The organism is Alteromonas sp. KUL42 (assembly GCF_006538325.1).
Classification (GTDB): Bacteria; Pseudomonadota; Gammaproteobacteria; order Enterobacterales; family Alteromonadaceae; genus Alteromonas.
This window is the reverse complement of the sequence record NZ_BJKK01000019.1, coordinates 40835-53115: the sequence shown is the minus strand read 5'-3', so window position 1 is coordinate 53115 and position 12281 is coordinate 40835. Positions and strand designations below refer to the sequence as shown.

12 protein-coding genes are annotated in these 12281 nt (G+C 43.2%); all 12 read right to left on the bottom strand.

Annotated elements, in window-relative coordinates:
• Nucleotides 1-23: 23 nt before the first annotated feature.
• Nucleotides 24-884 (bottom strand): F0F1 ATP synthase subunit gamma, encoded by an 861-nt coding sequence (gene atpG / locus EYR97_RS18665; protein ID WP_131095276.1) that lies wholly within the window; start codon nucleotides 882-884, stop codon nucleotides 24-26.
• Between the two features lie 58 nt (nucleotides 885-942).
• Nucleotides 943-2484 (bottom strand): F0F1 ATP synthase subunit alpha, encoded by a 1542-nt coding sequence (gene atpA, locus EYR97_RS18660; RefSeq protein WP_131095275.1) that lies wholly within the window; start codon nucleotides 2482-2484, stop codon nucleotides 943-945.
• 13 nt (nucleotides 2485-2497) lie between these two features.
• Entirely contained in the window at nucleotides 2498-3031 is a 534-nt protein-coding gene (gene atpH, locus EYR97_RS18655; RefSeq protein WP_131095274.1) for a F0F1 ATP synthase subunit delta, read from the bottom strand.
• Between the two features lie 14 nt (nucleotides 3032-3045).
• Complete coding sequence (atpF, locus tag EYR97_RS18650; protein WP_131095273.1) at nucleotides 3046-3516, bottom strand: F0F1 ATP synthase subunit B; 471 nt, start codon at nucleotides 3514-3516, stop codon at nucleotides 3046-3048.
• A gap of 37 nt (nucleotides 3517-3553) precedes the next feature.
• Nucleotides 3554-3784: a F0F1 ATP synthase subunit C gene (gene atpE / locus EYR97_RS18645; protein ID WP_075177146.1), complete on the bottom strand. Its 231-nt coding sequence runs from the start codon at nucleotides 3782-3784 to the stop codon at nucleotides 3554-3556.
• 99 nt (nucleotides 3785-3883) lie between these two features.
• Nucleotides 3884-4717 carry a F0F1 ATP synthase subunit A gene (gene atpB, locus EYR97_RS18640; protein WP_131095272.1) on the bottom strand — a complete coding sequence of 278 codons (834 nt, stop codon included), beginning with the start codon at nucleotides 4715-4717 and terminating at the stop codon, nucleotides 3884-3886.
• Nucleotides 4718-4811: 94 nt separating this feature from the next.
• Nucleotides 4812-5198 carry an ATP synthase subunit I gene (locus tag EYR97_RS18635; protein ID WP_131095271.1) on the bottom strand — a complete coding sequence of 129 codons (387 nt, stop codon included), beginning with the start codon at nucleotides 5196-5198 and terminating at the stop codon, nucleotides 4812-4814.
• Nucleotides 5199-5404: 206 nt separating this feature from the next.
• On the bottom strand, nucleotides 5405-6283 hold the full coding sequence (locus EYR97_RS18630; RefSeq protein WP_131095270.1) for a ParB/RepB/Spo0J family partition protein: 879 nt from the start codon (nucleotides 6281-6283) through the stop codon (nucleotides 5405-5407).
• 45 nt (nucleotides 6284-6328) lie between these two features.
• A complete protein-coding gene (locus EYR97_RS18625) occupies nucleotides 6329-7123 on the bottom strand; it encodes a ParA family protein (protein ID WP_131095269.1) in 795 nt (264 codons plus the stop codon).
• Between the two features lie 11 nt (nucleotides 7124-7134).
• Nucleotides 7135-7770: a 16S rRNA (guanine(527)-N(7))-methyltransferase RsmG gene (rsmG, locus tag EYR97_RS18620; RefSeq protein WP_131095268.1), complete on the bottom strand. Its 636-nt coding sequence runs from the start codon at nucleotides 7768-7770 to the stop codon at nucleotides 7135-7137.
• A gap of 152 nt (nucleotides 7771-7922) precedes the next feature.
• Nucleotides 7923-9824 (bottom strand): tRNA uridine-5-carboxymethylaminomethyl(34) synthesis enzyme MnmG, encoded by a 1902-nt coding sequence (mnmG, locus tag EYR97_RS18615; protein WP_131095267.1) that lies wholly within the window; start codon nucleotides 9822-9824, stop codon nucleotides 7923-7925.
• A gap of 661 nt (nucleotides 9825-10485) precedes the next feature.
• Complete coding sequence (locus EYR97_RS18610; RefSeq protein ID WP_131095266.1) at nucleotides 10486-12063, bottom strand: ATP-binding cassette domain-containing protein; 1578 nt, start codon at nucleotides 12061-12063, stop codon at nucleotides 10486-10488.
• Nucleotides 12064-12281: the final 218 nt, after the last annotated feature.

Below are 12281 nucleotides of genomic sequence, written 5' to 3'. Positions count from 1 at the left end.
CGTTATCTTTTTTAAACCTTTGCCTACACCGCTGCGGCACCGCCAACAATCTCACTAATTTCTTGTGTGATTGCAGCTTGACGCGCTTTGTTATATACCAGTTGTAACTCATCAATAAGGTTACCGGCATTGTCGGTTGCTGCCTTCATGGCAACCATTCGCGCAGCTTGTTCTGACGCCGCGTTTTCTACAACACCCTGATATACCTGAGACTCAATGTAACGAACCATTAGTGCTTCCAAAATTTCTTTTGGATCTGGCTCGTAGATGTAGTCCCAACGATGCTTGTATTCTTCGTCTTGAGACTTTGGCAAAGGCAATAACTGATTGATCACAGGTTTCTGTGTCATGGTGTTAACGAAGTCATTGAATACCAAGAAAACTCGGTCAATTTTACCTTCGTCATACGCATTAAGCATAACGCGCACAACACCTACTACATCGCTCACAGTCGGCTTGTCACCTAAACCTGATTCAGCAGCTAACAAAGAGCCACCAAAACGGTTGAAGAACGAGCACGCTTTCGAACCTAATGCAGCAAAATCCACTTCTACACCCTGATCACGCCATTTTTTGACGTCTTGGGTGACAAGCTTAAATTCGTTGGTGTTCAAACCACCACATAAGCCTCGGTCAGTGGAAATCACGATGTAACCGACTCGCTTGACTTCACGCTCTTCCAAATAAGGGTGGCGATATTCAAGGTTACCGTTTGCAATGTGACCAATCACTTTAAGCATATTTTGTGCGTATGGACGACCAGAGGCCATGCGTTCCTGCGCCTTTTTCATTTTAGACGCAGCAACCATTTCCATCGCACTGGTAATTTTTTGAGTATTTTTGATACTCCCAATCTTACCTTTTATTTCTTTACCGCTGGCCATGACTATCTCTCCGATTACTCAACGTATTGCGCTGGTGGTTAAACACCAGCGCCATTGATTACCAAGTTTGTGTCGCTTTAAATTTAGTTAAAGCGTCGCTCAACTGAGAGGCAATCTCGTCGTTGTAGTTACCTGATTCGTTGATAGTCTTCATCAGCTCAGCATGTTCACTGTTCATGTAAGAGTGAAGAGCAGCTTCAAAATCTAGGATTTTTGGAAGCTCGATATCCTTAAGGAACCCTTTCTCAACAGCAAACAATGAAACACCCATGTCAGCGATTGATAGTGGCGTGTACTGTTTCTGCTTCATAAGCTCAGTTACGCGCTCACCGTGTTCTAGCTGTTCACGAGTTGCATCATCAAGGTCAGACGCAAACTGCGAGAACGCCGCTAGTTCACGATACTGAGCAAGGGCTAGACGGATACCGCCACCCAACTTCTTGATGATTTTAGTTTGTGCAGCACCACCAACACGAGATACCGAGATACCAGCGTTAACCGCTGGACGGATACCTGCGTTGAACAAGTCAGTTTCTAGGAAGATCTGACCGTCAGTAATCGAGATTACGTTAGTAGGTACGAATGCTGATACGTCACCTGCTTGCGTTTCGATAATTGGAAGCGCAGTAAGTGAACCAGTTTGACCTTTAACTTCACCGTTAGTGTAACGCTCAACGTATTGCTCGTTTACACGTGCAGCACGTTCTAGTAGACGCGAGTGAAGATAGAAAACGTCACCTGGGTAAGCTTCACGGCCTGGTGGACGCTTAAGTAGTAGTGAGATTTGACGGTAAGCAACAGCTTGCTTAGACAAATCATCATATACGATTAGTGCATCTTCACCGCGGTCACGGAAGTATTCACCCATAGTACAACCAGAGTAAGGCGCTAGGTATTGAAGCGCTGCAGACTCAGAAGCAGAAGCAGCCACAACGATTGTGTGTGCAAGTGCACCGTGCTCTTCTAGCTTACGTACTACGTTAGCGATAGTAGACGCTTTCTGACCAACCGCTACGTACACACACTTAATGCCTGTACCTTTTTGGTTGATGATAGCGTCAACAGCCATAGCTGTTTTACCACACTGACGGTCACCGATGATAAGCTCACGCTGACCACGACCTACTGGGATCATGGCATCAACTGACTTATAACCAGTTTGGATTGGTTGATCTACTGATTGACGCTCGATTACACCAGGTGCAATTTTTTCAACTGGTTCGAAACCAGCAGCGTCGATAGAACCCTTACCATCGATAGGCTCACCAAGGGTGTTTACAACACGTCCTAGTAGAGCGTTACCAACTGGTACTTCAAGGATACGACCCGTAGATTGTACTTTTACGCCTTCTTGTAGGTCAGCGTATGGACCCATTACAACTGCACCTACTGAGTCTCGCTCAAGGTTTAGTGCAATTGCGTAACGGCTTCCAGGAAGCTCGATCATCTCACCTTGCATTACATCTGCAAGGCCATGAATGCGGATAATACCGTCAGTTACTGCGACGATAGTACCTTCATTGCGTGCTTCACTGGTTACATTGAACTGTTCAATTCTTTTCTTGATCAGTTCAGCTATTTCAGTGGAATTAAGTTGCATGCTCTTATCCCCGTTATGCTTGCAACGCGTCTGCTAGACGGTTCAATTTCGACTTTACGGAACCATCAATGACTGTATCGCCGGCTTTAATAACCATTCCAGCGATAAGGGCAGGGTCCACGTTACAATTAAGCTTCACTTTACGTGCCAAACGTTTTTCCAAAGATGCAACCAACTCATTTTGTTGTGCATCTGTCAGCGTAGATGCTGAGGTTACGTCCACTTCTACTTCTTTGTCGTACTCTGCTTTAAAAGCATCGAACAAAGTAGAAATTTCAGGCAACGCGGCTAAACGTTTATTTTCGGCCAATACCTTTACTAGGTTTTGACCGTGTTCATCGAGTTGCTCACCACAAACATTGTTAAAAATGTCGGCGAGAGTATCGGCTGCAACAGCACCAGATAATAACTGGTGCATGTCTTCATTCGCAGCTACCGCACCCGCGAAGGTGAGCATTTCTTGCCATTTCGCAATGGCGTCTTTCTCGACAGCAAAATCGAAAGCAGCTTTAGCATAAGGACGAGCAACGGTTGTCAATTCAGACATGGCTCTTCTCCCTATTAAAGCTCAGCGACAAGTTTTTCAACAATGTCGTTTTGTGCATTAGCATCGATTTCACGTTGTAAGATTTGCTGTGCGCCAGCTACTGCAAGAGCAGAAACCTGCTTGCGCAAATCTTCTTTGGCACGATTGCGTTCAGCTTCAATCTCGGCATAACCAGAAGCGACGATTTTCTCGCGTTCCGCATGGCCTTTTTGCGTTTCTTCGTCAACCAATTGGTTGGCACGCTTTTTAGCCTGCTCGATAATTTCAGCTGCTTGCGCTTTCGCATCTTTAAGCTGCTCAGTGGCTTTCGCTTGAGCTAGCTCTAGGTCTTTCTCTGCACGTTCAGAAGCTTCAAGGCCATCGGCAATCTTCTTCTGACGTTCTTCAATCGCTGCAATCAGCGGCGGCCACACAAATTTCATGCAGAACACCACGAACACAGCGAAGGCGATCAATTGACCAATAAAAGTGGCGTTAATATTCACTATCGCCTCTCCTCATAAAAGTTCGCTAGAGTATGAATTAAAGTAGGTACTGAGGTGGAGCGAACAATAGGAATAGTGCGATACCAACACCGATCATCGCGATAGCATCGATTAGACCTGCTACGATGAACATTTTAACTTGTAGTTGTGGTGCAAGTTCTGGTTGACGAGCAGCAGACTCTAGGAATTTACCACCTAGAAGACCGAAGCCGATAGCGGTACCAAGAGCACCCATACCAATTAGGATAGCAACTGCGATTGCAAGCATGTTTAAATCTCCGATTTAAAGTTTAGTTAAGGTTAATGTTTAAAATAAAACTCGGTTAAAAACGGTACCGACTTTACTGACATCGGTACCCGTTGATTCCTAGTGATCTTCAGCTGCAAGGCTTAAGTACACGATGGTTAGCATCATGAAAATAAACGCTTGAAGTGGAAGAACCAAAATATGGAACACAGCCCACATAAAGTGCAGTGGAAGCTGGAAGTAGCCAATCGTCGCGATAAGGATAAAGATTAGCTCACTCGCGTAAAGGTTACCGAACAAACGCAGTGCTAGTGAAAGCGGACGCGCAAGCAATGTAACCGTCTCAAGAATGAAGTTCACAGGGATAAACAGTGGGTGACCAAAAGGCTGCATAGTCAGCTCTTTAGTGAAACCACCAATGCCTTTCATCTTGATAGAGTAGAAAAGAATTAGGATGAACACACCTGCAGCTAGTGCAAATGTTAAGTTAAGGTCAGTGGTTGGCACTGCCTTCATGTATACATCATGCGGGTCCATACCAAACGCAGAAGAACCAATAAGACCAGCAATAGTAGGTAGTACGTCAACTGGGATAAGGTCCATCAAGTTCATTAGCAATACCCATACGAAAATAGTCAGTGCTAATGGTGCGATAAGCGCGCTTTTACCGTGGAAAGTGCTTTTCACGTTGTCGTCAACAAACTCAACGATAAGCTCAACAAACGCCTGCATTTTGCCAGGAACGCCTGTAGTTGCTTTTTTAGCTACGCTTCTAAAAATGAAAAGGAATAAAAGACCAAGACCAATAGACCACGCAAGCGTGTCTACATGCCATGCCCAAAAACCAGCATCAGAACACGCTTTGTTAAACGCAATTCCGTTGTCAGTTGAGCACATAGTGGCATTGGTCAAGTGGTGCTTGATGTATTCTGAGGTAGTGTATTCAGATGCCATTGTTTAACCCAAGTTGTAAAGTGTAAAAATTTGGTGACTGGTTTTCCCGGATCACTTGGTCGTTTTTTTCGTTAATGCGATGTTTTCATCGTCTTTATTTTTTCGAACCATAGTGAAACATGGCTAGCGCATGGCTAGCAGTTGTAATCACGAACGCAGCGAATATTTCAAGCGGCGTAGCGTTTAAGCCTTTAAACGCAATTACAAATAAAATAATTGTCAGTGCCAGCTTCATTTTAGAGCCTTGGCTAAAACTACGTGCAACAAGGTCGTTTTTACTTGCGCCTACATAACGAAACGCGAAAGCAGTAAATACAACGGTGGGCAGTATGCTAATTAGTGCACCTGCGGCGGCCGACATTGCGGAGTGTCCTCCGGCGGCAGCACCTGCAATACTTGTAACGACCAGGGCGGTTATTGCCTGAAAAAGTAGCCCTTTTTTCGCGAGGTCTAAACCTCGTTTTGCTAGCCTATTCGTCACTTTTTCTCGCAGCTTGTTCACGTCTTACAAAAAGCGTCAGAAGTATACTGTTTTACCGATAATTTTCAACAGTACATCGCTTTTTGAAAGTTATTCTGAAAATTTTCTATTCCTATAACCGGAAAGGAGAGTGTCCGATGCAAACATCAGACGACATGTCATTTGCGGGTAGGCAAAAATGGAAATACTAAAACCATTATTATAAGTTATTGTATTTTAGATATAATCCCATCTAATTGTTCTAAATCACTGAAACTAATTGTAAGCTTTCCTTTGCCTTTGGCATTGTGGTCAATGCTCACTGGCGCACCCAAATTTTCTGAAAGTCGGGTCATAAGGTTTTGTACATCGGGATCAACTTTCTTGTCTTCTTTAGGTTTTGCAGGCTCTAATAGCTTTTTCACTAACTTTTCAGTGTCGCGAACCGTTAACCCTTTTCCAGAGACAATCTGGGCAGCTTCTGATTGTGATTCTCCCTCTAAAGCAAGTAACGCTCTAGCATGACCCATTTCAATATCGCCGTGCTCGACTAACAACTTAACATCGTCGTTAAGGTTATTGAGACGCAGTAAATTTGTCACAGTTGTACGGGATTTCCCTACTGCTTCAGCTACTTCCTGATGAGTAAGGGAAAATTCATTCATTAAACGATCAAGGGCTTGCGCCTCTTCCATTGCATTTAAATCTTCCCGTTGGATATTTTCAATAAGAGCAATAGCAACGGCAGCTTCATCTGGTACGTTTTTGACCAAACAAGGAACTTCGTCTAACTGGGCCAGTTGAGAAGCACGCCAACGACGTTCACCAGCGATAATTTCGTAACGATGTTCATCAACTTTGCGAACAACGATAGGCTGAATGATGCCTTGGGCACGAATAGACGATGCTAATTCTTCCAGCGCTTCAGGAGACATGTCTTTCCGAGGTTGATACTTACCTGGCACTAGATATTCAATAGGAAGCTTGCTTAGCTCTCCATTGGTTTGAATTACCTCGGCGGCATCTTGTTCTCGTTGAGCAGATGATTGGCTAGTAGCGAGTAGCGCATCTAAGCCACGGCCAAGGCCTCTTTTACGTGCAGACATAGTTTCCTCTATGACATTAACTGATAAAAATCAGCGTCTTCTCAATTAACTTGCTTTTGCCTGTGCAGGCGTTGATTTATCTCTTCGGCGCAGAATTTCACCCGCTAAAGCCAAATACGCTTTTGCACCGGTTGATGATTTATCGTAATACATAGCAGGTGTACCAAAACTTGGCGCTTCGGCGAGGCGAACGTTACGCGGGATAACCGTGCGATACACTTGTTCACCAAAATGGCGCTTTAATTGCTCTGAAACATCATTTGCTAGTCGATTTCGCGGGTCGTACATAGTACGCAATACGCCTTCAATCTTCAATTCAGGATTAACTACAGACGCTAATTTTTGAATAGTATCCATTAGCGCAGTCAAACCTTCTAATGCATAGTATTCACACTGCATTGGTACCATAACAGAATCGGCTGCAGCTAGCGCATTAACAGTAAGTTGGTTAAGAGATGGTGGGCAGTCAATGAAAATAAAATCGTAATAGTCGATAACAGGTTTTAAGGCATTGCGCAGACGCACTTCGCGGGCAAACATTTCCATTAATTTAATTTCAGCAGCGGTTACATCACCATTTGCCGCAATAAGATCATACTTTCCGCAGGTACTTTTTACGATGACGTCATTGATGGGCTTTTCTTCGATCAACAGTTCAAATGCCGTAGACTCAACCTCGTATTTGTCGACACCGCTACCCATGGTTGCGTTACCTTGAGGATCAAGATCGATAAGCAATACTTTTCGTTTCGTGGCAGCCATTGATGCTGCTACGTTAACCGCGGTGGTTGTTTTACCCACACCACCTTTTTGATTCGCGATCGCGATTACCTTAGCCACGTTAGATCCCATTATTTCTTCTTCAGCCAAACCAAATGTCTCTCGCCCACAAGATTAGGCACTGTAAGGTTTTCCGTTCTGATAACATGGAAGTAATCACTTACTTCATCTATTTCGTCTTGAGGAAACTGACCCTTTAGCGCCAAAAACTGCCCTTCTGAATCTACCAGATGCTGACACCAGTGCAACATATCTTTTAAAGACGCAAAAGCGCGGCTAAGCACAACATCGTAAGGAACTTCACCACTGTGCGCTTCTACGCGACTTTGAACAGGTGTTACATTTTCTAGTTTTAGGGTGTGTACGCATTGTGTCATAAAGCGAACGCGTTTGCCTAATGAGTCCAGTAAGGTGAATTTTTTCTCTGGAAATGCAATTGCTAGCGGCATGCCAGGCAAGCCAGGCCCCGTACCTACATCAATGATATTGTCACCAGTTAAATGGGGCACAATGGCAAGCGAGTCAAGGATATGCTTAACCATCATTTGTTTTGGATCGCGCACTGACGTTAAGTTGTACGCCTTGTTCCACTTATCAATAAGCATTACATAATCAACAAGTTGCTGTTGCTGCAAATCACTCAGATCAAGCGAGAGGGCTTCAAGGCCTGAGGCCAAAATCGTATGCAAATCTTGCTGTATGGTCATTGATAATTCTATTTTAACTAATTGAACAATGGAGCTTTTACCGACGTTACACGAAAAGTGTAGAAGGGCTTAAAGCGCTTAGCCCCTAATGATACGCGAAGATCCGCGAAAAGCTAAGCGCTAGATATGTGCGTTTAAAGCAAACGGATGTTTTACGCGCTAATTTTGTCTTGCTTACGCAACATGCCATGCTTTTTAAGGTAAACCAAGAGCAAAGAAATAGCCGCTGGTGTAATGCCAGAAATACGCGAAGCTTTGCCAATAGTTTCAGGACGCGCATCAGTCAACTTTGCCACCACTTCATTGGATAAACCCGATATTTTACTAAAGTCCATATCCACAGGAAGTAGAGTATTTTCATGGCGTTGCGTTTTCGCAATTTCATCCATTTGGCGAGCAATGTAACCTGCATACTTAATTTGGATTTCTACTTGCTCAGCGGCAATAGGATCTTCTAAACCCGGACCTACCGATTCGATTTCCATTAGCTGGTCATACGTCATCTCTGGGCGACGAATGAGTTCTTCAAGAGAGTGTTCGCGACTAACCGGATTTTTAAGCATGGTGTTGAGTTGCGGTGTAGCAGCGTGATCAGGATGGATCCATTGACCGCGAAGACGCTGAAGTTCAGCTTCCACGGCTTCCATCTTGTCATTGAATTTCGTCCAACGCGCATCATCAACCAAACCAATCTCTCTGCCTAGTTCCGTCAAACGACTATCCGCATTGTCTTCACGGAGCAACAGGCGATATTCAGCGCGGCTGGTAAACATGCGATACGGCTCTTTGGTTCCCATGGTAGCAAGATCGTCAATCAATACACCCATGTATGCTTGATCGCGACGCAACATCAATGGATCTTTTTGTTGAACTTGCAGTGCAGCATTTGCACCTGCCACTAAACCTTGCGCACCGGCTTCTTCGTAGCCTGTAGTACCGTTAATTTGACCAGCAAAAAACAGGCCTTGGATGAACTTAGTTTCCAAGGTTTGTTTTAAATCTCTAGGATCGAAGAAGTCGTATTCGATGGCATAGCCTGGGCGCACAATATGCGCATTTTCGAAGCCTTTAATGGAACGAACAAGGTTCATTTGAACGTCAAAAGGCAAGCTGGTTGAAATGCCATTTGGATAAACTTCTATGCTGTTTAGTCCTTCTGGCTCAACAAAAATTTGGTGAGACGATTTATCAGCAAATCGCGTGATCTTATCTTCGATACTTGGGCAATAGCGCGGACCAATACCTTCAATGACACCAGTAAACATTGGCGAGCGATCAAGACCACCGCGAATAATGTCGTGAGTTTTCTCATTGGTATGCGTGATATAACACGGAATCTGGGTTGGATGCATAGTGCGATCGCCCATAAACGAGAAAACAGGCGTGGGTGAATCACCAGGCTGTGGCTGCATTACAGAGAAATCTAATGAACGCGCGTCTAGTCTTGCGGGTGTTCCCGTTTTTAAACGGTCAACACGGAATGGCAAGGCACGAAGTCTATCAGCTAATGCAATTGACGGCGGATCGCCAGCGCGGCCACCACGGTAATTTTCCAAACCAATGTGAATGGTGCCGCCCAAGAAAGTACCTACCGTAAGAACAACCGTTTTTGCCTTAAATTTAAGGCCCATTTGGGTAACAACACCACACACACGATCGTTTTCTACAATGAGATCATCAACGCTTTGTTGGAATAACGTAAGGTTTTCTTGGTTCTCTACAATGTTGCGAATGGCATTTTTGTAAAGTGTTCTATCGGCTTGAGCACGGGTCGCTCGAACTGCGGGTCCTTTGCTTGAATTCAACGTTCTAAATTGAATACCGCCTTGGTCAATAGCCAAGGCCATTGCACCACCTAAAGCGTCAATTTCTTTAACCAAGTGTCCTTTACCGATCCCACCAATAGCAGGGTTACAAGACATTTGGCCTATCGTTTCAATATTGTGAGTAAGTAATAGTGTATTGGCACCCATGCGAGCAGCAGCAAGTGCAGCTTCCGTACCTGCATGTCCACCACCGACAACGATGACATCAAATGCTTCAGCATAAAACATGGATAAACCTCACTATTGAACAATCAATTACGATTTCTAAAATTTAACGACCTTAGATCAGATTCTGCTGAAAAAAGGGCGCATATTTTATCTGAGTTATGGGATAAAGAAAATGATTAAATTTTCCTCAAAACCTTTTATTTGAAAAGCCTGATCGACAAATAAGATCTTAAGATCTCTTTTAGATCTGTTTATTTTTACTTTTATTAGGATCATCAAGATCTGTGAGTAACCGATCAAAGAACATAAAGATCATCAAGTTACGCGATCAATAAGTTTGGGAAACACCGATCCATAACCCCCTCCTGAACTTGTGTATAAATAGCCTTTTTATCCACATGCCGACTTGACTGAAAAGTTATTCTTTTTTCGATCAGAGCTTATACACAGTGGTTTGTAGGATCCTATCCACAGGGGTGATCAAGATGTGATCCAGTTGGGGATAAAATGTTTGCTATTTATGTATAGTGATCAGAAGATCGCGTAACAACAAGCCTTACACGGCGATCTTGCTGTGGAGGAGATCTTTGCAGAATCCTGTGATTAGATCGCATGATCGTCCCTCTCCTAAAACTCATTAAATCTATTATCAAAAAAAATTTAAGAAAAAACGGCTTTTCTAACGAAGGTCTTTCATTAATTCTTCTTTGTTTTTTCACAATTACTCATGCTCCAGTACTATCGTTTTGGTTAAATTACATTCAATTGAAAACCCTTCATCATGAGTTACAAGTATAAAGCCCCCTTGATATTGATTGAGCGCAATTGCTAATACGGACTTAGCGTCAATGTCTAAATGGTTGTCGGGCTCGTCAAGTAATAGCATGGGCAAGGTAGGTTGGTTTGCCGCAATAAGCATAGCTACTTTCATTTTTTCTCCACCACTAAGCGTATGTGCATTTTGAAAAACCTTGTCGTTTCTAATACCAATGCCTGCCAATAGTGTTCTTGCTTTAACGACACTAAGATTTGCACATTGTGTGATGATATTGTCCAAAACTGACAGGTTTGGCTGAACCAATGAAAAGTGCTGATCGACATAAAACAAAGGGGTGTTAGTAGTTAACTCTCCAGATTTTAATGTGTATTCTTTTATTATCGTTTTTAACAGTGTTGATTTGCCTACACCGTTTCGTCCTTTAAGGTGCACTTTGTCGTTTGCGTTTATAAATAGTGTTATGGGCACTGATGAGCCCTTTGGCAGTACGCCATCTATTAGGGATATAACTCTATTTGCTTTCGATTGGACATCTGCAAACACAATGCTCTGTGGCGTGTTTTGTTGCTGCTTATTTTTGAGTTCTTGTTCTCTTTTGTTTATTTGGTTTTGTCGCTGCTGTTCATTTCTAATTCGACCAGCGGTACTAGCTGTTGCACTATCTTTCTTTTTATCGAGTAACACTTTTGCTTGGCTACCTGAATGTCGTAACTTGTTGCCTTGACTTGCCCTACGAGCTGCTTTTTCTATGTTTTTTTGACTCTGTTGTTCAATGTTGCGCTTTTGTTTTATAACCGCTGCAAGTTGTTTGTCGGTTGCATGTTTCTCTATATTCAATTGATCTAAATAGTTATCAAAGTTGCCCCCATATATTTTCATTCCTGTGCTGCTAAGGGCCCAAATTTCCTCCATGTTATTAAGTAATATACGATCATGGCTGATGATCAGGACGTGACCGCGATATTGTCTAATGCGCGTTAATAGCCACTCTTTACTGTCACTGTCTAAATGGTTGCTTGGCTCGTCGAGAATGAGTAAAGCCGCATTTGAATTAAAAGTTTTCCAAAGCCTGAGTTTGGTAAATTGGCCTCCACTTAGCTGTTTACACGGCAAGAATGGCTCATCAGGTAAACCGATATCTTTTAGTTGTCGGCTTAATTGGTTTTTAAGGTCCCAAGCATCTCCCACAAGGTCAAATAGCAGCGGCGAACAGTCGCCTTTTTCAATACGTTCAATGGCATTAAGTACATCGAAGCTATCAAGGAAATGCGCCACTGTGTATGTGTCATCATCTAACACTTCACTTTGTTGATGAAAGTATGCGAGGCTATTTGTTGTTGAAACTGTGCCTTTGGTTGGTGCAGTTTGACCTGCCAATATTGATGCCAGTAGTGATTTACCTACACCGTTTCTGCCAACAAGCCCAATTCGACTTTTAGTCAAAGTAAAAGAGACATTATCAAATAGGACACGACCATTATCGAGTTGGTATGTAATGTTATTAGCGTTAAGAATGGGCATATATTGCTTCCTGTTAAAGCAGGGCAACAGCCGTAATTTTACTATTTGAGCAACAATGAAAACGCGATATCTAAAAGCCAATGGCCCTAAACAATTGTGTTATCAATGTGTAGGAAATAGAAAAGACCACGCCTACTAACCCTGTAAATCCAAAAAAAGTGAGAACTGGATAACAGGTTTAGTTGTTCATGATGGCGTGAGCTCCAATAAGATAAGTG

What these genes read in the sequence shown, in the direction of transcription:
- atpG (WP_131095276.1), bottom strand. Translation starts at nt 884, where the DNA reads ATGGCCAGCGGTAAAGAAATAAAAGGTAAGATTGGGAGTATCAAAAAT.
- atpA (WP_131095275.1), bottom strand. Translation starts at nt 2,484, where the DNA reads ATGCAACTTAATTCCACTGAAATAGCTGAACTGATCAAGAAAAGAATT.
- atpH (WP_131095274.1), bottom strand. Translation starts at nt 3,031, where the DNA reads ATGTCTGAATTGACAACCGTTGCTCGTCCTTATGCTAAAGCTGCTTTC.
- atpE (WP_075177146.1), bottom strand. Translation starts at nt 3,784, where the DNA reads ATGCTTGCAATCGCAGTTGCTATCCTAATTGGTATGGGTGCTCTTGGT.
- atpB (WP_131095272.1), bottom strand. Translation starts at nt 4,717, where the DNA reads ATGGCATCTGAATACACTACCTCAGAATACATCAAGCACCACTTGACC.
- EYR97_RS18630 (WP_131095270.1), bottom strand. Translation starts at nt 6,283, where the DNA reads ATGTCTGCACGTAAAAGAGGCCTTGGCCGTGGCTTAGATGCGCTACTC.
- rsmG (WP_131095268.1), bottom strand. Translation starts at nt 7,770, where the DNA reads ATGACCATACAGCAAGATTTGCATACGATTTTGGCCTCAGGCCTTGAA.
- mnmG (WP_131095267.1), bottom strand. Translation starts at nt 9,824, where the DNA reads ATGTTTTATGCTGAAGCATTTGATGTCATCGTTGTCGGTGGTGGACAT.
- EYR97_RS18610 (WP_131095266.1), bottom strand. Translation starts at nt 12,063, where the DNA reads ATGCCCATTCTTAACGCTAATAACATTACATACCAACTCGATAATGGT.